Here is a 20,568-nt window from a genome sequence, read left to right as displayed (position 1 = left end):
CTCATGCTTTTCTTTTCTGCTCCATTGTGCGAAGTGGTTGGGCTGTGCCATTGTGCGGAGACTATGGCACAGCCCTGTCCTGGTTTGCTTTTCAGCGGCCGGTGCGGGCTTGCTCGTGTCGGCGCCGCCGTGAGGCCAGGATGGCGCCTGTGCCGGTGGCTCCGGCAGTCAGGGTGAGCAGGATGCCTGCTCCTCCCGCCTTGGGCAGGGCCAGGGGTTGGTAGGTATAGGTCAGTGAGGTGTTGGTCATGGTGGGACCTGTGCCGCCTAGTGTGTAGTCGATGCTGACGGTCACCGGGCCGGGCTGATGGGGCGGGGTCACCGCCGTGACGGTGTTGCTGGCGGTGCGGGACCGGCTGATGGCAGCGGGGGAGGCATCGAACCTGGCTGCGGTGATGATCGGTGCCAGGCTGGACTTCACCTGCACTGGAACATTCGAGCTGACGGTGCTGTTGTTGCCGAGTTCGCCGTCACCATTGTATCCCCATGCCCAAATGCTCCCCTCCTGGTCATCGAAAGCCAGAGAATGATAGAAGCCTGCACCGATGGCCTGTGTGGCTTTGAGTCCGGCGTTGGGGTCGTTGGGGTGGGCTGGGTCGCGCACGCGCACGGGGACGTGTGAGTCGCTGGTGCTGTTGTTGCCGAGTTCGCCATACTGGTTCCGCCCCCAGGCGTATACGTATCCGTCGCTGCCTATGGCCAGAGAGTGGGGGCCTGCAGCGCTGACTTGCGTGTAGGTGAAGTCCTTTGATGTTCCCGTGGGTTTTCTGACGGTGATTGGTGCGCTCCTGTCGATGGTGGTGCCGTCGCCGAGCTGGCCGTTGCTGTTGCTTCCCCAGGCATAGGCGTTGCCGTCGCTACTTATGGCCAAGGAATGACTGGTGTCGGGCCCGCTGCTGATTTGGTTGAATTGGATGCCGCGGGTGGCTGGGGGGGTGATGGTTGTGGCCTGTCCGCCGAGCTGACTGCCTTGCTCTGGGTTGATGGCCCAGGTGTCAGGTGTCCAGCGGGCGGTAAGAGCGAGGTTCTGGGTGACGGGTCTGCTGAAGTCGTAGGCAGCCTTGCCATTGAACCATCCGTCGAACAGGAAGCCGTCTCGTTCCGGGTCGGGTGTGGGCCGTCTGACTCTTTGGTAGGGGCTGGCGATTTGTTGGCTGACGGGCTGGGGGCTGCCCCCGGCTGTGTCAAAGCTGACAGTGAAGGCCGCGTCTGGCTGGGCCGTCCGGGCGAGGCCCGGGGTCTGGCCAGCATCTTGTTCGAAGGTGTATTCGAGATTTTCGGCAAAGGGCTGTCCGGCTTGCCTGCCAGAGATGGCGATGCTCGCTGGTCCGGGCTTATGGGCGGGTGTGGTGGCCTGCCAGGCATTGCGGATCCAAGTGAGTCTGAGGGGCTGGCCGTCAAGGCTGGCCGCCTCCAGCAGCGGGGGCGAGGCAATGGTGATGACGACTGGTTTGCTGGTCTGGCCTGGACTCCATGAGGCGAGGCCGCCCTGCCTATCCAGGGCGGTGATTCTGCCGTCCGCGCTGGTGGCTTGTGTCCAGACGCGCCCGTCGTCGTGGATGCGGGCTGTGGGCTCGCCTGGTTTCCAGGCCCAGAGGTGTCCGTCTGCGTCCGTGATCACGGCCTGACCCTCGTTGGTGTTGATTAGGCTGGCCGGTCTGCCGCCGGTCAAGTTGACTGGATTAGCGTCGTTCGCTTCGTCAGCCAGCCAGTGGGCCTGGCCGTCTGCGTCCAGAAGGAGGATCCCCTGGCTGAGGGGCTCGGCCTGGATAATGCGTCTGGACGGATTCTGACTGATGCGTGTGATGTGCGGGTCTGCTTGACCGGGGCTCCATGACCAGGCCTGCCCGTCCTCGTCCACGGCCAGGAGTCGGCCGGCTGAGGCGACCGCGAGCACGGCCCGTCTACCCTGAGGCAGGACTGTTTCGGCTTGCCTCAGGGTAGACGGGCCGTGGTCCTGCCGGCCTGTTTGGAAGACGTGGACGCGGCCCTGCCGGTCCACGGCCATGAGCCATTCTCCATTGCCGCTGATGTGCATGTACCGGGTGCCACGTCCCGCGTCCAAGGGGACGGGGGTGGGATGAGAAGCGGTCCAGACGTAGATCTGCTGGTCGGAGCCCAGGATCATCTGCCAGTCTCCGACTGAGACGGCCTGCAGGTAGCGGAACTCGCTCCCGGCCTGGGCGGGGGCGGGCAGACGCGTGAGCGAGGAGGTCGCGGTCCATGTGTACAAGCTGCCGTCTCCGCCCAGGGCTGTCAGTCTGCCGCCGGAAGCCTGGACGCAGGTTAGGGTCGGCTCTTGCCCGGAGGGCGGGTTGATGGTCAGGTGGATGCCGCCTGCGGCGGGTCCGCGATCCGGGCTGAGCGCCCAGTCCCCACTTCGGGCCCACTGGGCAGTCAGGACCATATCTTGAAGGACGGGGGTCCGGAAATCGAAGAGCCTGCCCTCCTGCATCCATCCGTCGAATCTGTAGCCGTCGCGCTGGGGATTCGCGGGAGGGCTGGTGAGACCCCCCTCCCGCACAGTTGACCTCACTGGCGCACTTCCGTTTGCAGGATCGAAGCGCACCGCGTGCACGGTCTGGCCGCCAGTTACCGACGAGGACGAAGGCCTGCCGACGGATGTCCCGGCATCCGCCAAGGGGGAAGGCGAGACAGACACGCCCCCCTCACCACGAGGGGAAGGCGAGACGGCTGAGGACCCGTCCGTTAGGCGGAAGGACTGCTCCTCCCCGGCGGGGATAGAAGGTTTCGTCTTGTCGGCAACAGCAGCCGAGCCTCCTGCGGCAGCGGCCACTACGCCCAAGCTTGACAGCAGGATCAGCAGGACCAGCGCCAGCATCAGCTGGCGTAGTCTGGACCTTAAACGCATGACAACCCCTTCGCCGGCAACGTCAGCCGTCGCCTGTCATCCCCTAAGGCAGAGTAGCCAACACAGCAGTCCCAAACCAATTGCCCCCACACCGACCATCAACACTATACCACCACAAATGCCCGGCGACGTCCTCGGTCGCGTATGGGGGAGACAAGCGTTCGCAGCTTCTGCGGTTCCGCCGCTTGACGGCCATGCCTGCGTGAATACAGGAGGAGCCCCGCCTCCTGCAATATGCGGGAGAGCCGAGCTCCGCAGCTGGACTGCCTGGCGCGGATCAGCCGGTGTTCTGCAGACCGGCGGCGACTCCCGAAACGGTGCAGAGGATCAGGTAGATGAAGTCGGCCTGTTGGCTCTTGCTGAGCTCCTCCTTGTCGTTGCGACGACGCAGGGCACGCAAGGCGCGCACCTGGGTCACCGACAGGGCGTCCACATATGGAGAGCGGATTCGGATGGCCTGGCCCAGCACGTGGCGGTGCTGCAGGGGCCACTCGTCGCCCACGATCTGCAGAACCCACTTGCGGGTCAGCTCCATCTCCGAGAGGACCTTCTGGCTCAGGTCGTCCCGGTCGCCCAGGGAGAGGTACATCTTGGCGATACGCTCGTCGGTCTTGGCCAGGCTCATCTCGATGTTGTCGATGAAGGTGCTGAAGAGCGGCCACTCCTCGTAGGCCTGACGCAGGGTATCCAGGTCGCCGAACTTCTCGCAGGCGGTGCCCAGGCCGTACCAGGCGGCCAGGTTGATTCGGGCCTGTGCCCAGGAGAAGACCCAGGGTATGGTCCGCAGATCGTCCAGGGACTTGGCGCCCAGACCACGCTTGGCAGGCCGGGAGCCGATGGGCAGCAGGCCGATCTCGTTCAGAGGCGTCACGATGGAGAACCAAGGGGCGAAGTCCGGAGTATGCAGCAGGTCCAGGAAGCGCTCGTGTGCGGCTTGGTCCAGTTCGTCGGCCATATCCGCGTACTTCTCGGTCATAGTGGTGTTGCGCTCCTCCACGCTGGGCGCGGATTGGAGCAGGGTGGCCGCAGCCACGGACTCGATGTGGCGGATGGCCAGGACCGGGTTGCCGTAGCGGGCGAAGATGACCTCGCCCTGTTCGGTCAGCTTGAACCGGCAGTTCACCGAACCCACAGGCTGGGCCAGCACGGCCCGGTTGGCAGGGCCGCCTCCACGGCCTACGGCGCCGCCGCGTCCGTGGAAGAGGGTCAGGTCAATGTCATGGCTCTCAGCCCACTTGGCGATGCGCTCCTGGGCGGAGTGCAGGGCCAGGGTCGCCGAGACAGGGCCGGCATCCTTGGAGGAGTCGGAATAGCCCAGCATGACCTCCATCTTGTTGCCGGTCTCCTTGAGCCGGGCCTGGACCTCGGGGATCTTGATGATCTCCTCCAGCACGTCCACCGAGTTCTGCAAATCCTCCAGCTGTTCGAACAGGGGGATCACGTCGATGACCGGCACGTCCTCGGCATGTTCGAAGGCCAGCCGGTTGAGCTCGTAGACGTCCTTGACGTTCTGCGCCGACTTGGTGAAGGAGATGATGTAGCGGCGGGCGGCCTTCTGGCCGTTGCGCTTCTGGATGGCTCCCAGGGCCCGGAAGGTGTCGAGCACCTCGTGGGTCATGGGCTGCAGCTCGCCGCGCTCGCCATGCAGGCCATGCTCACGGATATCCTCCAGGGCGCGGGCGTGGACCAGGGAGTGCTGGCGGAACTCCATCTCCACCATGTGGAAGCCGAAGGTTTGGGCCTGCCAGATCAGATCCTGCAAGGGGCCGTAGGCCTGACGGACTGCGCCCGCCTTGGCCAGGGAGTCCTGGACCACGCGCAGGTCGGCGATGAAGTCGTCACAGTCGGCATACATGAGGTCGGCGTCACGCTGGATGGTGGCCTGCAGGCGGTCTGCGATGACCAGGACTACGGCACGGTGCAGTTCGTTGTGAGAGATGGTGGCGGCCCGATCGGTCAGCCGTTCGCTCATCTCCTTCTGGTGGCTCCACAGGCTCCTCAGCTCGGGGCTGGGGGGTGTGGTGGTCACCTCCATGGTCATGTTGCGGCCCACGGTGGTGGTGGCCTTGACCAAGGCCTTGAGCATGTGGTCCGAGAACTTGCGGGCTACTTTGCGCGAGACCTTGGCAGTCACATTGGGGTTGCCGTCACGGTCGGAGCCGATCCAGCTGCCCGGGTGGAAGAAAGCAGGGCAGACCGGCTTGACCATGCCGGCCTTCCTGCCCAGCATCCAGTCATCGAAGCGGCGGTAGACCCTGGGAATGGTCTCGAAGAGCGTGGAGTCGAAGATATCCAGGATGGTGTTCGCCTCTTCGACGGGCGTCGGCTTCTTGGCTGCGATGGGCGAAGTCCGGAAGAGGGCGTCGATCTCGTTATGCAGCAGACGCTCGTTCTCCTCCAGTTCGGAACCGCCCAGACCACGGCGAACGGCCAGCAGGTTGGCGATGCGCCGGATCTTGCCCTCCACGGCCTTGCGCCGCGCCTCGGTGGGGTGGGCGGTGAAGACGGGGTGGAACTCCAGCTTCTCCAGCAATTCTAAAGCCTTGGCCGGGCCCATCTCCTGAAGGAGCTGGCTGTAGGCGCTGGTCATCTCGTTGATGGGATCGGTGCCCTTGGCCTCAAGGTTCACCTTGCCCTCACGCTCATGCAGGACCTTCACCCGGTAGTTCTCTTCGCAGAGGTTGGCCAGGTGGAAGTAGGTGGTCAGGGCGCGGGCCAGCAGCTGGGAATCCTTGACTGAGGTGTCGTCGATCAGGGCCACGGCCTTGGACAGGCCGTCCTCGTCAGGCACGGGGTCCGAGGGGTGGCGGTTGAAGTGCTCGGCGCTGGCCGTCATTACGTCCTCGCGCAGGGAATCGAACCGCTTGAGCAGCTGTTGATCGAACTCCCCCAACACATCCCTGAGCAGCCGCAGGCACAAGGCCATGTCCTCGTCCAACGATTGAGGCAGCTTACGTTCCTCCGGCCCCTTGGTCCCGGTGCCGGATGTGACCAGGGTCGCATCGGCAGCCGTGATTTGCTGATTACTATCTGTCATCAGTCCTCCTTGTCAAATCGCAGGTTGCCCGGTCTTCGGCCATTCCACGGCTCCTCCGCGGTTATTGGTGGTCGGCGTTGCAGGCCCACAGCCTTCGATTCGATGGCTCGCGGCCCATTCTAGGACGTTTTCGGGTCGAATACGTTTCATGGTCCCATGCGGCGGTGCAGGGGCACGTGACCCGGGTGGAGTATGAATGTGGGTGTGAAATTCAAGAGCAGAAGTTCCAAGGATGGCTATCGCGGCAGGACCGCAGCCGAGGTCAGACGGGTCAGCAAGTACCACACCCACTCCATTCCGCTGGACATGGAGGATATTGAACGCGATTACGACAAGCCCATTGTCGAGGCTTGCATCGCGGCCAAAACCAGTCTGATTGTGCGGGTGGGCATGCTGGAGCTGGGGGCCGGCACGGGAAGCTTCCGCGTGCGCGAGATGATGCACAGGATTGCCTACCCCATGGGCGTGCACGTGCGGGCCGACGTGAACCTGACCGACATCGAGGCCACCTGCACGGATGGCGTGTCTCGGATTACCGAGGTGGTGGACCTGCCCACTACGGGGGTCAATACCGAGCGGATCTGGCTGCTGGAGCACTTCGCGGACTGGCTCAGCGTCAAGTGCGGGCAGGCGGGGACGTACCACGCCATGTCGGTGGTCTCCCGGGAATTGGTGGACAACCTGGACGAGCCGAACATCTACGCGGCGGCCCGCAAGGCGGTCAAGGAGGTGCTGGCCCAGGACCAGGATGCGGCCAAGGCGCTCAAGGATGTGGTGGCCACCGCTGTGCACAACGAGGACGAGATCAGCCAGAGCCGAATCGATGCGGCGGCCATGGACACCAGGACGGCCGCCGGTCTGGGCACTGTAGGCTCCACGCCTCGGTCCGAGGATTCCAACGATCCCAAAGCCGCTTCCGCTTCTGCTGCTGACGTGGTTGAGAATTCAGATTCGAGTGCCGCCAGCTCTGCAGCCGCTGAATCTTCTGCAACCAGTCAAGGACGCGATTCGGGGGCTGGGCGGCCCGCTTCCGGACAATCTGCGTCAACTCAAGGCGGAGCGCGTGAGAAGGCCAGGTCTTCCGAGGGCGCCGCGTCCTCCGAACAGTCGGTGTCTTCCGTCTGGTCCGCGTCTTTCAAAGAGGCTGTATCTTCCGATGGGCCTGTTTCCTCTCACGAGTCCGCATCCTCGCAGACGCGGGCTACGGATGGCATCACAGTCCGACAGGCGCATGAACGCCTGGACCTGATCGAGCGACGCAGACCCCTCTACTCGCCCCTCTTCTCGGGCTTCGCCTCGGCCGTGGCCTGCGCGGCCTTCGTCTTCCTGCTGGGCGGCGGCCCCTACGACATGGCCGGAGCTTTCGTCGGCGCTGGCATAGGACAGTGGGTGCGTCGTCAGATGCTGGGCAGGCGGATCAACCAGTTCTTCGCCACCGGAGTGGCGGTCATCATCGCCGCCCTGGCCTGTGTCGGCACGCTGAGGTTGGCGGGTATCTTCGACCCCGTGGCTCTCAAGCACGACACGGCTTACATTGGCGCCATCCTCTTCGTCATTCCTGGCTTCCCCCTGGTCACTGGCGGCCTGGACATCGCCAAGCTGGACTTCCCCTCGGGAGTGCAGCGCATCACCTACGCCTTCTCGATCATCCTGGTGGCCACACTGGGCGGCTGGGCCGTAGCAAGGATGGTCATGCTCAATCCCCAGGGCTTTGAACCCATGAACCTGAGCCCCTGGCTGATGGCTGGCCTGCGCTTGGTAGCAGCCTTCTGCGGGGTCTGGGGCTTCTCGGTCCTCTTCAACTCACCCCAGCGCATGGCCCTGGTGGCCGCCGTCATCGGCGCCCTGACCGACACCATGCGCTTGGAGATGCAGGATCTGCTCCACGTTCCTCCGGAGATGGCCGCCTTTTTGGGCGCCTTTCTGGCTGGCATGCTGGCCACGGTCTGGCGTTCCTCAGTCCGCCACGGCCTGCTGCCGCCCGATCTGGGCTATCCAAGAATCAGCCTGACCGTGCCCTCAATCGTCATTATGGTGCCCGGCCTGTATATGTACCGGGCCATGTTCTACCTGGGGCAGTTCAATACGCTCAACGCCCTGGACTGGGCCTTCCGGGCCTTCATGGTCATCATCTGCCTGCCTATCGGCCTGGTTACGGCTCGGGTGCTGACCGACCGCTCCTGGCGGTACGACGTCTAGTAGCGCATGCCCATGGCCGAGCGGACCTGATCGAGGGTCTCCTCGGCTACCTGGTTGGCACGCTTGTTGCCTTCAACCAGGATGTCGCGCACGGTGTCCATGTCCTTGGCCAGCTCGGCGCGGCGCTCGCGGTGGGGTGCCAGGAATTCGTTGACCGACTTGGTCACATAGGCCTTGAGGGCGCCCGAGCCGGCATTGCCGATCTCCTTGGCGATATCCTCGGGCTTCCGGTCGGTCACCAGGCCGGCCGTGGTCAGCAGGGCCGAGACTTGGGGGCGGTTGACAGGGTCGAAGGTAATCCTGCGCTCGGAGTCGGTGGGGGACTTGCGGATCAGCCTGGCTGTCTCCTCCGCGGTGGCGCCCAGCATGATGGAGTTGCCGTAGGACTTGCTCATCTTGCGGCCGTCCAGACCTGGAATCTCAGGGGTGTCAGACAGGATGGCCTCAGGCTCGGGGAAGACCGGAGCCTGGCCGGGGTAGCGCTCATCGAAGCGGCGGGCGATGGTCCGAGTCAGCTCCACATGCGGCAGGTTGTCCTTGCCGATGGGCACTACGTTGGCCTTACAGAAGAGTATGTCGCAGGCCTGGTGGACCGGGTAGGTCAGCAGCAGGCCGGTCAGGGCGTGGCCACTGGCCTCCATCTCGGCCTTGACGGTGGGATTGCGATGAAGCTCGGCCTCGGTCACCAGGGAGAGGAAGGGCAGCAGCAGCTGGTTCTCTGCTGGGGTGGACGAATGGGTGAAGATCATGGTCCTCTTGGGGTCGATGCCTGCGGCCAGATAGTCCAGCACCAGGTTGAGCACGTTGTCGCGGATGTGCTCGGTGGTGTCCCGGTCGGTGATGACCTGGTAGTCGGCGATGACGATGTTGGTGTGTACGCCGCGATTCTGCATCTGGACGCGCTCGCGGATGGAGCCGAAGTAATGGCCCAGATGAAGCCTGCCGGTCGGGCGGTCGCCGGTCAGCATGGTGTAGCGGCTCGGATTCTTGCCCAGCTCGGCCAGCACCTGGTCGGACCGATGCTTGGCGGCTCTGAAGCTGTCGCTGATCTCGTTGCCTGCCGCTGTGACTTCTTCCTGCATGGTCCCACCCTCGTCGTCGTGCCGAATGTCCTTCTGGGAATTGCTTTTATGGTAAAAGTCCGAGCCGACAAGATACTCAGGTGGTACTCTCATAAATGATGCAAATTCACATTCAAGTTGCCTAAGCGCACTTTACCTGGCGAAGGGGGTCGGATGGGCCGCGGACGTCAGAAGGCTAAGCAGACGAAAATAGCCCGGAAGCTCAAATATCTGACAACGGACACGGATTACGACGAGCTGGCCAAAGAGCTCAGCAGCAAGGAACCCGGAACCAGGGGCAAAGATCCCTTCAAAATGGTTGAAGAGGAGTACTCCAAACCGGATTCTCGCAAATCGGGGAGCCAGGACCCCGAGGATTCCCCGGACGATGATCTGGATGATTACGCCCGGTGGGCCGCCGAAGCTGCTGCCAAGGCCACATCTGGGGAGATGCCGACCACGCCCAAGCCGCACAAACGCATACCAATTCCCGTGCCCAGCGCGCTCAAACATCACAAGGAGCAGAAGACCGCAGCCAAGGGGTCATCAAGCAAGTAGCCCCAGCAGCCAGAGGTAGTCGACTAATTGGTCATACCAGGGGCAGCAGCTCGTGCAGATCGTCGCGCTCGCCCACGGCGCTGATATGCCCGGCTGCGGCTTCTTCGGTCCAGCTGGTGATGCCGGCGGCCAGCCGTAGCCAGACATCCGGGTCCAGTTCGATTACGTCGGGCGGGGTCAGGTTATGCGGGTCGGATGCCGGTCCGTCCAGAATCTTGACGGCTCCCCAGGGGGCCACCCTGACCTCCACGCCGGGGCCGGGGGCCTTGATCTCAAGCATGTGCAGGGAGTAGCGGACGGCCATGGCCTTGCTGCGTCTATCGATTTGCGGGGCCACTGACAGGCGGTCGTCCCCAGGGCCCAGATTATTCGCGGCCTCCTTGGCCGCATCGCGCCAGGCCAGAAAATCCCGGCGGCCTTCTTCCATGTCTGCTTCCCGTATGGCACTCATGGCTCCATTGTGACGCGCCGCCCCAACAGGCGTGTCCAGCAGGCTGCGGTCGAGCCAAAATCAGGCATGAAAAAAGGAATCCGTTGCCCTCACGTTCTTGACGCTGGGTCGGATTCCTTCCCGACCGGAACGGTCAGGCCTGTGCGCCCGCTTGCAGAGGGGTCTCGGGATCCTCGGGCCCCTTGTCCTCCTCATCCTTGGCCAGGCCCAGGTCGACTGGCGATGAGCTGTTCTCCCAGGGCTCCTCCCAGGGATCATAATCCGGGTTCTGCTGCTTGTATACGAACAGAGCGACAACGCCGGCCAGCAGCGTGCCGAAGAGCAGTGCAAAGAACTTCCAGCCGTTTGAAGATGAATTCTCCATGTTTGGCTCCTTTCGACGACTTTCGTCGGTCCTGCCCACTTCGACCGACCTAGTCAACATCCTAGTAGAACGCAACGAATTGTGGGATGCATCGATGCCATTGCGGCACGGAAACCGCACACCCCGGCCGGACGGTCAGGTAATGTATGGTTCATGGTCAATGGCATGGGCACCAGTTTCACAGGCGGAGGGAATGGTCGGGGGCCGCTGGGATGGATCCGGCGGCGCTGGGGTGACCATGCTCCGGTCGTGACCATAGCCATCACCCTGATCTGCCTGGCGGCCTGGGTCATCCAGATGGCCTTGTATCTGTTGGCTCCGCTTCGCTATCAGCGGCTTTTGCTGGGATACTGGGCTTTCGTGCCGATTACGGCCATTCATGAGCCCTGGATGTTTGTGACCAACATATTTCTGCACGCCACCAATGTCTCGCACATCCTCTTCAACATGATCACCCTTTGGGTTGTGGGGCCGGTGCTGGAAAATCTGATAGGGCACGGGCGTTTTCTGGCCCTCTACCTGATCAGCGGGCTGGGTGGAGACCTGGGGCTGATGGTCTATGCGGTCCTGGCGCCCAATGGATGGGGCACCTCGGCCATCGGGGCCTCGGGCGCACTCTTCGGGCTCTTCGCCGCCATCCTGGTGGTTTACCGCCGTCTGGGGATTGACATCGTTTCCATGGTGGTCTGGATGGCCATCAACTTCTGCATGCCCCTGTTTGTGCCCGGCATCGCCTGGCAGGACCATGTGGGCGGATTTATAGTCGGCGGCCTCTTCATGCTGGCCCTGCTGTACATGGGCCGGCCTAGCTCGCGGGTGCATGGCCTGCTCTCCTGGCTGCTGCCCACGCTGATCTTCCTGGCGGTCCTGGTTCTACTGGCTCTGGGCTGCAATATGGTCAACCCAATGCGCTGAAAATCGGCATCTGTCTGCTGCGTTGCTGCCTTCCGTAATTGATAAATGACATGGGTGTCATCTATCCACATTTGTTGACAATCGTGTGGATAACCTGGGAATAAGTATCCAGAACTGGTGCATATATAGCAGCAAAAAGTGGATAAGTGAAGGCAGAATCCAATCAGCAGTACGGCTGTGGACGAGTGTCCTAGTGCGTCCACGAGAAATTCGGGCGATTGTGGATAACTTTGGCTTGAGTCTGGAACTGGTGGATGAAATCGGTGGAGCTGAGTAGCCGAATCCACACATGCCTGATGCTCAGGTGTGGATGGGTATACAAAGAACAATGTGGCAGATGGATCAGTGCCACCACATGGTCATGAGGAAGCCGACCAGCAGAATGCCAAAGCCTACGGCCAGGTTCCAGTTGCCGATGCCGGGGATGGGGAAGACATTGCCCCGAGTGGAGGCGATGTAGTAGACCACGATCCAGATCAGGCCCACCACCATCAGCGTGACGAAGAGAGGCACGAACCAGCGTGGATTAGCCTTGGTGCTCTTGATGGTGTCCTCCACGCGGCGGGTGTTCTCCTCCTGTCGCTGCACGATGCGACGCATCTGCGGGGTCATATGCTTTTTGTCAACGCTCTGGTTGAGCACGGCCTCCACCTTGTCCATGGACAGGCCGTACTCCTCGTCCTCGGCATCCTCACCAGTGTCAGCGGTCTTGGCCTCGTCCACCGCCTGGTCCTCGTCATCATGGAGTTGATGCTCTGCCATGAGGTTATTCTCCTTCAGTAGATCTACTAAGCCATAGTAGCGGTTAGACTCGAACGTAATACTATCGCAGACGAGGATGAGGGTATGCCTATGACCAGACGGACGGGACGGCACGGTGCGCGCAGGTCCCTGGTCGGCACAGTGTCCGTGGCTGTGGTGCTCGCCTTGGTGGGGTACATGCTGACCACCAACATCCGCGTCAACAGGACGGTCACGGTCACCTCGGATACGGCCGGGCTGGTGGAGGAGCGCCAGAACAAGGCTGCCGAGCTGCGCAAGGACATCAATGACATGAGCTCGCAGATCAACGCGCTGAAGACCCTGACCGATGACAAGGGCAGTTCGGACCAGTCCCGCGAGGACCCCGGCTCGGGCACGGTGCTCAAGGCCGTCCAGGGGCCGGGGCTGACGGTGACCCTCAACGATTCCTCGCTCTGGCAGCAGAAGGTGGGGTCCGACGGGTCGACGGCCAACATCAACGATTACGTCATCCACCAGCAGGATGTGGAGAGCGTGGTCAACGCACTCTGGGCCGGGGGAGCCGAGTCCATGCGAATCCAGGATCAGCGGGTGCTGCCCACCACGGCCGTTCGATGCGTGGGCAATGTGCTGCTGTTGCACGGCCGAAAGTACTCGCCGCCATATAAGATTTCAGCCATAGGACCAGTCGATCGGATGACCAAGTCCCTGAATGCTTCGCCATCCATCCGCGTTTACAAGGAGTATGTGAACACGGTGGGTCTGGGTTGGAATGTCGAGTCTTCGGACAATCTGAGATTCCCTGAGACGACGGCTGTCCTGCAGCCACTCCAGTACGCATCGCTAGATGAGAAGGCACGGTAAATGACGACAGAAGACTCGGAGAACGACAAAACGCCGGCCGATAAGCCGGCGGATAAAGGGCGAACTTGGCTGGTGGGCATTGCAGAAATCATAGGGGAGCTGCTGATTACCCTGGCCGTCATCTGCGCACTCTACGTGGTATGGCAGCTCTGGTGGACCGGTGTGCAGTCCGAGCATCAGCAGTTGCAGGCCCGGGCCTCGACCTCCTGGAGCAACCCGGGATCGGGCGACACCCGCAAGGTGGCCAAGCCTCAGAAAGGGGCGCCGCCGGTGCAGCCCAAGCAGGCCTCCGAGGGTGAACTGATGGCTCAGGCCTATATTCCTCGTTTCGGACAGCATTGGGAGCGCAACGTGGTTCAGGGCACGTCGCCCCGAGAGCTGGCCTACGCGGGACTGGGGCACTACCCCAATACGCAGATGCCGGGCGAGATGGGCAACGTGGCCATAGCCGGACACCGTGCCGGCTATGGTGAGCCGCTGGGCCATGTAGACGAGCTGCGAGTGGGCGATGCCATCGTTCTGCGCACCAAGGATTACTGGTACGTCTACCACTACACCCGCTACAAGATCGTCTCGCCCGAAGAGGTGAGCGTCATCGCCCCCAACCCTTATTCGCCCAACGACGCTCCTGATCGGCGCATGATCACACTGACCACCTGCGAGCCCAAATACACCACGGCCACCCATCGGTGGATCAGCTGGGGCGAATTCGGCTACTGGGCCAAGGTGTCAGACGGTGTGCCCAAGGAACTGCTGGGCGACCGGGGCAGCAATGTGGCCTTTGCCGACGACAAGGGCTCGATCATGGCCAGGCTGGGTTCTCTGCAGCCGGTCTTCCTGGTTTTGGCAGCAGCCTATCTGATCATCTACCTGGCGGCACTGGCTGCCTGGCGGTACCCCTTGCTGAAGCAGATTCGCAAGGGCGAGAAGCCCCAGCCCATGATCAGCCTCTACGGCTGGCTGCTGCGGCACCAGTCCGGCATAGCCCCGATTCGATGGCTTCTGCTGATTCTGCTTCTGCTGACTCTGGTTTGCGCCCTGATGGAATGGGGCTTCCCATGGTTGGCCAGCAACGTGCCCATGCTCAGACAGATGTCCAACTACTCCACCTTCTGACCTAGGCGGCATAGGAAGAGCGGCGGGGCCGCAGGATCCAATGTGATCCTGCGGCCCCGCCGCTTATTGATGTCATATCTTGCCGACTGCCGGAAGTGATTACCCTGGTTTATCTAAGACACCACGGTGGCCATGGTCTGGAAGGCGCCGCTATATTCACCTCGTACTCATGCTGCCTGGCCTTATATGAACCAACATATGGCCCCGACGGCAGGACTGTGCCCGCCGGGGCCATATCAGGTCAGTTGGTGGAGCTGATGGTGGTCACCGTGATGGGTGTGTTGTCGTCCACCCTGCTTCCTGCCGCTGGGTTTACAGCGGTCACCTTGTCCGTGTCCTTGCCGATGGAGGTGACCCTGTCGGCGCTGACACCGCTGTTGGTCAGCTTCTGCCGGTAGCTGCCCAAGGTCTCGCCCTGTGAGAAGGGCGGGATGCGGATGGCTGTGGTCAGGGTGATGGTGTCCTTGGACTTGTCGAAGGAGGCGCCAGCGGCAGGATCCTGGCCGGTGACCTCGGCGTTGTCGTTGTTGGGGCCATTGACCTTGATATTGACCCCCTGGCCCAGGGTGCGCTTGGCCTCGCCCAGAGTCATACCGATATAGTTGCCCAACTGCATGCCGTTGCTGACGGTGACCGTGATCATGGCTCCCTGCTGGACGGAGGATCCGGCAGCCGGATCGGTGCTGATGACCATATCCTTCGCCACGCTGTTGGATGCCTGCTCGCGGATGGTGATGTTGAAGTGCAGACTCTGCAGGGTCTTGGTCGCGTCGTCCTTGCTCTTGCCAGACAGATCAGGCACCTTGGTCATGCCCGAGGAGATGTAGATCAGGATGCTGGTTCCCTTGGCCACGCTCTGGCCTGCGGCGGGATCCGTGCGGGTCACATGGTCCTTGGGCACGTCCTGGCTGTCTTCCACCGAGGCTGCGGGGGAGACCTTGAATCCGGCTTTCTCCAGGGTTCTGCGGGCCTCCTGCTGGTTCATGCCCTTGACGTCGGGAATGGCTGTGTCCTTAGGCCCGGAGGAGAACCAGACGGTCACTGTGGAGCCTCTGGGAGCCATGCTTCCGCCCTTGGGGCTTTGCTTGGTGAAGGTCCCCTTGGGCTCGGCCGAGTCGTGGTCCTCCTTCTCCTGATAGTGGAAGCCTGCGGCGGTGACCTTCTCGCGGGCGAGGATCCGTGACATCTGCGCGTTGATGGTAGGCACCTCGGCCATCTGATGATGGTTCCGGTTCACGACCGTCCAGAGACCCAGTCCGGCGGCTACCAGAAGCAGGGCTCCCAGGACGGCGCCGATGATGATCTTCTTGCGCTTTTTGGCCTTCTGCTGGGCCGTCTTGGCGGCTGTGCGCTCAGCTGTGGCTACGCCGGTGGCAGCAGGGTTAAGCGAATCCTGGACGGGGTTGAAGGCCTGGGTGGCGGCCGTCTCCTCTTCGGTCAGCGGCATGGTGGCCGTTTCGGCCCCCTGCTCGGCATCCTTGCGGGCCTTGACGTTGGCCAGGTCGGTCAGCGGGTTGAAGGCGGCAGCCACCGGGGTTCCGCCGTTCATGAAGGCCAGGATGTCGCTCTTGAAGGCGGAGGCCGTGGCATACCGGTTCTGCCGGTCCTTGGCCATGGCCTTGGCGCAGATGGAATCCCACATCTTCGGCAGGCCGGGCACGATGCTGCTGGGCGGGGTGGCCACCTCGGTGACGTGCTGGTAGGCGATGGCCACGGCCGAATCCCCGTTGAAGGGCGGCCGTCCGGTCAGCATCTCGTAGAGGACGCAGCCGGCCGAATAGAGATCGGAGCGCATGTCCACGCTCTCGCCGCGGGCCTGTTCGGGGCTCAGGTACTGGGCCGTGCCCACCACGCCCTGGGACTGGGTCATCGTGGCGGCAGAGTCGTCCATGGCCCGGGCGATGCCGAAGTCCATGACCTTGACGATGCCCTGCTCCGAAATCATGATGTTGCCGGGTTTGATGTCCCGGTGGATGACGCCCATATGGTGGGAGTAGTCCAGGGCGCTGAGCATACCCAGCATGACCTGCTCGCTGTCGCGCTGGCTCAGGGCGCCGTTCTCCTTGAGGATGGACCGCAGGGTCTGGCCTTTGACGTATTCCATGACCAGGTAGGGCACCCGCTCATGGTTGCCCTGGTCGTCGGTCAGTATCTCCTCGCCCGAGTCGTAGATGGAGACGATGTTGGGGTTGTTGAGCAGGGCGACCGAGTGGGCTTCCCGCCGGAACCGCGATAGGAAGACCTCGTCGTTGGCCAGATCGGATCGCATGATCTTGACCGCGACGGTCCTTCCCAAACGTGTGTCCACAGCCTTGTGAACCTCGGCCATGCCACCGCGTCCGATCAGCTGTCCCAGACGGTATCGTCCGTCCGCTAGGGACGGCGGCAGTGTGATGCTCATAGGGTATCCCCTCCGTTCGTCGCTTCAAGGCCGCGCTGTGCGCTTCCTTCTCCATAGTGCCCCCAGAAGGGCCTGAAGATGTCTTTTACCGCGTGCGGCCTGCTCATAATGCGTCGAGGCATGGGTGCGCGTGGATTGATGACCTCCGTCTCGCCCAGCTGCTGGTCCAGCAGCCGTTGCTCGATCCTGGCCAGCGTGTGCGAGACCACCAAGGCATTCGCCGGGCGGTCTCGCGGGTCCTTGGCCAGCATGGACATGACGAAGTTCATGAGTTGGTTGTCCACTGAGTCGGGCAGCGGCGGCACCGGGTCGTTGACGTGTGCTGCGGCGATGTCCACCGGGGTGGCGCCGGTGAAGGGCCGGTGCCCACAGAGCCCCTCGTAGGCCACCACGCCCAGGGAGTAGATGTCTGACTGGGGCGTGGCCTGGAGACCCTGGGCCTGCTCGGGCGAGATGTACTGGGCCGTGCCTACCACCATGCCGTCCTGGGTGATCTGCCCCTGGTTGGTGGAGTAGGAGACGCCGAAGTCGGTGATCTTGACCTCGCCGGTGTCGGAGACCATGATGTTGGCCGGTTTGACATCCCGGTGAATGACACCGTGGGAGTGAGCCACGTAGAGCCCTCGGGCCGTCTGGATCAGGATGGGCAGCAGCTCGATGGGGCCCAGGGTGCCCCGGTCTCGGTAGATGTCGGCCAGGGATTGGCTGGGCACGTATTCCATGATCAGGAATCCGATGCCATCGTGCTCGTAGTACTCGAAGAGGGCGGCGATGTTGGGGTGGGCCAGGTTGGCGGAATTGTGGGCCTCGGCCCGAAGCCGAAGCAGCTTGGACTCCTCGTTGGTCAGGTCCTCGCGCAGGGCCTTGATGGCCACCACGCGGCCCAGTTCGATGTCATAGCCCTTCCAGACCTCGCCCATGCCCCCCTGGGCCAGGCGGCGGTCCAGGCGGTACCGCCTGTGGATGAGCTGTCCCTGCACCAGTTTCACTTGGCAGCCTCCTGCATGACGCGTTTCATGATCGGCCCGGCGATCTCCATTCCATAGGAGGAGATGCCGTGCACCACGACGGCAACGGCCACCTTGGGGCTGTCGGCCGGGGCGAATCCTATCATCCACCCGTCATTTGCCGCATTGCCAGCGCCGATCTGGGCTGTGCCGGACTTGGCAGCCACCTGCATGCCGGGGATGGCCAGATTGGGGTAGCTCTTGGTGGTCACTGCTTCCATCATGGTGGTCAGGGCCTTGGCGGTGTCCGAGGAGAAGGCCTGCGAGTATACCGAGGGCGTGGTCTCGCTGATGACGCTCAGGTCGCTGGAACGCACCCGGTCCACCAGGGTCGGTTGCATGAGCTTGCCGCCGTTGGCCACGGCAGCGGCCGTCATGGCTGCCTGCAAGGGGGTGGACAAGGTGTCCCCCTGGCCGATGGATGCCAAGGCCAGCCGATCCTGGGACTGGTCCTCGGGAAACTTGGAGGCCACGGCCTTCATGGGCCGGCCTGTGGAGTTTGTCCCGTCCAAGGTGATGGTGGAACCGTAACCGAACTTGCGGGCTTGCTCGGCAAGCGTTTTATTCCCCAGACTGACACCCAACTGAGCGAAGGCGGTGTTGGAGGAGTATGCCAGCGCGTTCTCCATGCTGATCCTGCCGTTGACCCCGCTCCCCGTGGCTGTGGCGTTGGTCAGGTTGTAGTTGGTGCCCGGCAGGGTGTATGAGGCCCCGGCCGGCAACTGGCTGTCGATGTGGTACTGGCCGGACTCCAGGGCGGCCGCGGCCACGACCACCTTGAAGGTGGATCCTGGAGGATACAGCTGCGAGGTGGCCCGGTTGAGCATGGGGTTGTCGGAACGGGATGCCAGTTTCTGATAGGCCTGGGAGGCATCGCCGCTGTCGTGGGCGGTTAGGTCGTCGGGGTTATAGCTTGGCGTGCTGACCAAGGTCAGCACGCGGCCGGTGGAGGGTTCGATAGCCACCACCGACCCGGACAGGTTGCCCAGCATGTCGTAGGCGGCTTCTTGCATCTTGGGATTGATGGAGGTCTCAATGGAGGCACCCTTGTTCTGGGTTCCGGTGAAGAGGGACTTGAGCCGATCCATCCACAGACTGTCTGACTGGCCGCTCAGCAGACGGTCGCGCGAGGCCTCTATTCCCCGGTCTGCCGGGCTGGTGATGGAGTAGTAACCGGTGATGGGCGAGTAGGCGGCACCATTGTTGTAATGCCGCTGGTATTGGAAGGAGTCGTTGATGGGATCGGACTGGGCCATGACGGCGCCGTCCGAGGTCAGGATGGCCCCCCTGGGTGCTGCGTACTCATGGTAGAGGGCGCGCAGATTGCGAGGGTCCGAGTTAAGGCTCCCAGCCTTGATCACCATGATGATGGAGCTGGAAAGCCCTAGGATGACGAAGAGGACGATGACGGCGTTGAAGAGTTGACGCAGGGCCTTGTTCACTGTCCGCCTCCTCGCACCTGGCGGATTGGGATGCGGCCGGTGGCTGGCAGGTCGGTCTCCTCATCCCGATCAGTCGGCTCGCCCGGTTCGGCATGACGACCATGGACTTCTTGGTCGTCGGAGTCAGAATCAGAGTCCGAGTCGTCCTGTCCGCTGCGCTTGCTGGTCTCCTGCTGGCGCAGGACGGCCAGGGCCTCGTACTTGAAGGTGTCCGAGCTGACCTCCGGCGCAGGCTTGTTGGCCGCGTTGGAAATGATGATCAGCAGGACGGCCAGGATGCAGTTGGCCACCAGACTGGAGCCGCCCGCCGCCATATAGGGCATGGTCAGGCCGGTCAGGGGGATGACCAGGGTGATGCCGCCCACCACGGTGAAGACCTGGAAGGCCATGGTGAAGACCAGACCGGAGGCTAGGAGCTTGCCGAAGCCGTCCTTGATCTTCATGGCCGTGATCATGCCTGAAGCCACGATAACCAGGTAGAGGGCCAGAACCACCAGCAGGCCGCTCAGCCCCAGCTCTTCGCCCACTGACGTAAAGATGAAGTCGGAGTTGGCCAGAGGGGTGATCCAGGGGCGTCCCTGGCCCAGGCCGGTGCCGGTCAGCCCGCCGGCAGCCAGGCCGAAGATGCCGCGTACCAGTTGGCCTGACCCGCCGAAGGTCTTGCCGAACTCAGCATCGCTGAAGGGGTGCAGCCAGGCATCCACGCGGGCGCCTACGTGGGCGAAGACCATGGAGGCGGCCACCGCCCCGATGACGAAGAAGACGGCGCCGATGGCGATCCAGCTGGTGCGGCCCGTGGCCACGTAGAGCATGGAGACGAACATGGCGAAGTACATCAGCGAGGTGCCCAGATCATGCTGGATGACCAGGACGGCCAGCGAAATAAGCCAGACGATAATGATGGGGCCCAGGTCCTTGATTCGAGGCATCCGCATGCCTAGGACCTTCTTGCCGCCCACAGCCAGCTGGTCTCGGTGGTCGAACAGATAGGCAGCAAAGAAGAAGGCCAGGAAGAGCTTGGCGAATTCGCCGGGTTGCAGGGTGTGCGACCCTACGCCGATCCAGATGCGGGCGCCGCCGATTTCGCGGCCGATGCCGGGCAGCATGGGCGACAGGAGCAGGACCAGGCCCGCCACCATGCTCACATAGGAGAAGCGTCGCAGCAGCCTGTAATCCCGAAGCAGCACCACCAGCAGGCCGCACAGGACCAAAGCCAGACACAGCCAGATAAGCTGGGTGAAGCCCACTCGTGTGGGCTGGCCGATCCGAGCGTTGCGCAGATCTATGCGGATGATCAGAGTGATGCCTAGGGAGCTCAGGATGACGATGCTGGGCAGGATGGCCTGGCTGCCATAAGGCTGGAAAATCTCCAACAGGACCCAGAGGGCAATGAAGAGGGCGGCAGTGACTGCCAGCAGGGCGGCGTAGTCCCCGGGGAAGCGGCCTGCAGCTCGGGCGAACATCTGGAAGAAGCCGATGAACCCCACCAGCAAGGAGAAAAGCAGAAGGCCTATGCGGCGCAGACGCGTGGTGATCATGA

At 62.8% G+C, this 20,568-nt stretch carries 15 protein-coding genes; 5 read left to right on the top strand and 10 right to left on the bottom strand.

What is annotated here, in order from left to right:
* Nucleotides 1–91: 91 nt before the first annotated feature.
* Together J3T92_RS08340 and J3T92_RS08335 are read right to left on the bottom strand one after the other, a co-directional pair.
* Nucleotides 92–2,872, bottom strand: a complete 2,781-nt coding sequence (locus J3T92_RS08340) for an InlB B-repeat-containing protein (RefSeq protein ID WP_267401025.1) — start codon at nt 2,870–2,872, stop codon at nt 92–94.
* A gap of 277 nt (nt 2,873–3,149) precedes the next feature.
* A complete protein-coding gene (locus tag J3T92_RS08335; protein ID WP_267401024.1) occupies nt 3,150–5,909 on the bottom strand; it encodes a phosphoenolpyruvate carboxylase in 2,760 nt (919 codons plus the stop codon).
* A 306-nt stretch (nt 5,910–6,215) separates the two neighbouring features.
* Here J3T92_RS08335 and J3T92_RS08330 point away from each other — a divergent pair, with 306 nt between their 5' ends.
* Nucleotides 6,216–8,108 (top strand): threonine/serine ThrE exporter family protein, encoded by a 1,893-nt coding sequence (locus J3T92_RS08330; RefSeq protein WP_267401082.1) that lies wholly within the window; start codon nt 6,216–6,218, stop codon nt 8,106–8,108.
* Here the strand turns inward: J3T92_RS08330 and trpS are convergent.
* On the bottom strand, nt 8,105–9,190 hold the full coding sequence (trpS, locus tag J3T92_RS08325) for a tryptophan--tRNA ligase (RefSeq protein ID WP_267401023.1): 1,086 nt from the start codon (nt 9,188–9,190) through the stop codon (nt 8,105–8,107). The two genes, J3T92_RS08330 and trpS, sit on opposite strands and share 4 nt — an antisense overlap.
* A gap of 153 nt (nt 9,191–9,343) precedes the next feature.
* On the opposite strand from trpS, the gene J3T92_RS08320 reads away from it, so the two are divergent.
* Nucleotides 9,344–9,727, top strand: a complete 384-nt coding sequence (locus tag J3T92_RS08320; protein ID WP_267401022.1) for a DUF3073 domain-containing protein — start codon at nt 9,344–9,346, stop codon at nt 9,725–9,727.
* A 31-nt stretch (nt 9,728–9,758) separates the two neighbouring features.
* Here J3T92_RS08320 and J3T92_RS08315 read toward each other — a convergent pair whose 3' ends face one another.
* Nucleotides 9,759–10,178 carry a sterol carrier family protein gene (locus tag J3T92_RS08315; protein ID WP_220236617.1) on the bottom strand — a complete coding sequence of 140 codons (420 nt, stop codon included), beginning with the start codon at nt 10,176–10,178 and terminating at the stop codon, nt 9,759–9,761.
* A 133-nt stretch (nt 10,179–10,311) separates the two neighbouring features.
* Complete coding sequence (locus tag J3T92_RS08310) at nt 10,312–10,542, bottom strand: hypothetical protein (RefSeq protein WP_220236618.1); 231 nt, start codon at nt 10,540–10,542, stop codon at nt 10,312–10,314.
* Between the two features lie 153 nt (nt 10,543–10,695).
* On the opposite strand from J3T92_RS08310, the gene J3T92_RS08305 reads away from it, so the two are divergent.
* A complete protein-coding gene (locus tag J3T92_RS08305) occupies nt 10,696–11,457 on the top strand; it encodes a rhomboid family intramembrane serine protease (RefSeq protein ID WP_267401020.1) in 762 nt (253 codons plus the stop codon).
* Nucleotides 11,458–11,799: 342 nt separating this feature from the next.
* Here the strand turns inward: J3T92_RS08305 and crgA are convergent, their stop codons facing one another.
* Entirely contained in the window at nt 11,800–12,219 is a 420-nt protein-coding gene (crgA, locus tag J3T92_RS08300) for a cell division protein CrgA (RefSeq protein WP_229133395.1), read from the bottom strand.
* A 90-nt stretch (nt 12,220–12,309) separates the two neighbouring features.
* Here crgA and J3T92_RS08295 point away from each other — a divergent pair, with 90 nt between their 5' ends.
* Together J3T92_RS08295 and J3T92_RS08290 are read left to right on the top strand one after the other, a co-directional pair.
* Nucleotides 12,310–13,062: a DUF881 domain-containing protein gene (locus tag J3T92_RS08295; RefSeq protein WP_267401019.1), complete on the top strand. Its 753-nt coding sequence runs from the start codon at nt 12,310–12,312 to the stop codon at nt 13,060–13,062.
* Nucleotides 13,063–14,178 carry a class E sortase gene (locus J3T92_RS08290; RefSeq protein ID WP_267401018.1) on the top strand — a complete coding sequence of 372 codons (1,116 nt, stop codon included), beginning with the start codon at nt 13,063–13,065 and terminating at the stop codon, nt 14,176–14,178.
* Between the two features lie 241 nt (nt 14,179–14,419).
* Here J3T92_RS08290 and pknB read toward each other — a convergent pair whose 3' ends face one another.
* The 4 genes from pknB to J3T92_RS08270 are packed head-to-tail and all read right to left on the bottom strand — an operon-like array spanning nt 14,420 to nt 20,566.
* Nucleotides 14,420–16,579, bottom strand: a complete 2,160-nt coding sequence (gene pknB, locus J3T92_RS08285) for a Stk1 family PASTA domain-containing Ser/Thr kinase (RefSeq protein WP_267401017.1) — start codon at nt 16,577–16,579, stop codon at nt 14,420–14,422.
* Entirely contained in the window at nt 16,576–17,568 is a 993-nt protein-coding gene (locus J3T92_RS08280) for a serine/threonine-protein kinase (protein WP_267401016.1), read from the bottom strand. The genes pknB and J3T92_RS08280 overlap by 4 nt, the downstream gene beginning before the upstream one ends.
* On the bottom strand, nt 17,565–19,028 hold the full coding sequence (locus J3T92_RS08275; protein ID WP_267401014.1) for a peptidoglycan D,D-transpeptidase FtsI family protein: 1,464 nt from the start codon (nt 19,026–19,028) through the stop codon (nt 17,565–17,567). Before J3T92_RS08275 ends, J3T92_RS08280 begins: the two co-directional genes overlap by 4 nt.
* Nucleotides 19,025–20,566, bottom strand: coding sequence for an FtsW/RodA/SpoVE family cell cycle protein (locus J3T92_RS08270; protein ID WP_267401013.1), 1,542 nt, complete (start codon nt 20,564–20,566; stop codon nt 19,025–19,027). The genes J3T92_RS08275 and J3T92_RS08270 overlap by 4 nt, the downstream gene beginning before the upstream one ends.
* Nucleotides 20,567–20,568 lie beyond the last annotated feature (2 nt).

Source organism: Bifidobacterium sp. B4081, assembly GCF_026537335.1.
GTDB lineage: Bacteria > Actinomycetota > Actinomycetes > Actinomycetales > Bifidobacteriaceae > Bombiscardovia.
Note: the sequence above shows the minus strand (reverse complement) of the source record. Positions and strands in the feature narration are given on the sequence as shown.

Excerpts from the sequence above, each read along its gene's own strand:
- J3T92_RS08270 (WP_267401013.1), bottom strand. The coding sequence starts at position 20,566 with ATGATCACCACGCGTCTGCGCCGCATAGGCCTTCTGCTTTTCTCCTTG.
- J3T92_RS08295 (WP_267401019.1), top strand. The coding sequence starts at position 12,310 with ATGACCAGACGGACGGGACGGCACGGTGCGCGCAGGTCCCTGGTCGGC.
- J3T92_RS08330 (WP_267401082.1), top strand. The coding sequence starts at position 6,216 with ATGGAGGATATTGAACGCGATTACGACAAGCCCATTGTCGAGGCTTGC.
- crgA (WP_229133395.1), bottom strand. The coding sequence starts at position 12,219 with ATGGCAGAGCATCAACTCCATGATGACGAGGACCAGGCGGTGGACGAG.
- J3T92_RS08305 (WP_267401020.1), top strand. The coding sequence starts at position 10,696 with ATGGTCAATGGCATGGGCACCAGTTTCACAGGCGGAGGGAATGGTCGG.
- J3T92_RS08335 (WP_267401024.1), bottom strand. The coding sequence starts at position 5,909 with ATGACAGATAGTAATCAGCAAATCACGGCTGCCGATGCGACCCTGGTC.
- trpS (WP_267401023.1), bottom strand. The coding sequence starts at position 9,190 with ATGCAGGAAGAAGTCACAGCGGCAGGCAACGAGATCAGCGACAGCTTC.
- J3T92_RS08290 (WP_267401018.1), top strand. The coding sequence starts at position 13,063 with ATGACGACAGAAGACTCGGAGAACGACAAAACGCCGGCCGATAAGCCG.
- J3T92_RS08340 (WP_267401025.1), bottom strand. The coding sequence starts at position 2,872 with ATGCGTTTAAGGTCCAGACTACGCCAGCTGATGCTGGCGCTGGTCCTG.
- J3T92_RS08310 (WP_220236618.1), bottom strand. The coding sequence starts at position 10,542 with ATGGAGAATTCATCTTCAAACGGCTGGAAGTTCTTTGCACTGCTCTTC.
- J3T92_RS08320 (WP_267401022.1), top strand. The coding sequence starts at position 9,344 with ATGGGCCGCGGACGTCAGAAGGCTAAGCAGACGAAAATAGCCCGGAAG.
- J3T92_RS08315 (WP_220236617.1), bottom strand. The coding sequence starts at position 10,178 with ATGAGTGCCATACGGGAAGCAGACATGGAAGAAGGCCGCCGGGATTTT.
- pknB (WP_267401017.1), bottom strand. The coding sequence starts at position 16,579 with ATGAGCATCACACTGCCGCCGTCCCTAGCGGACGGACGATACCGTCTG.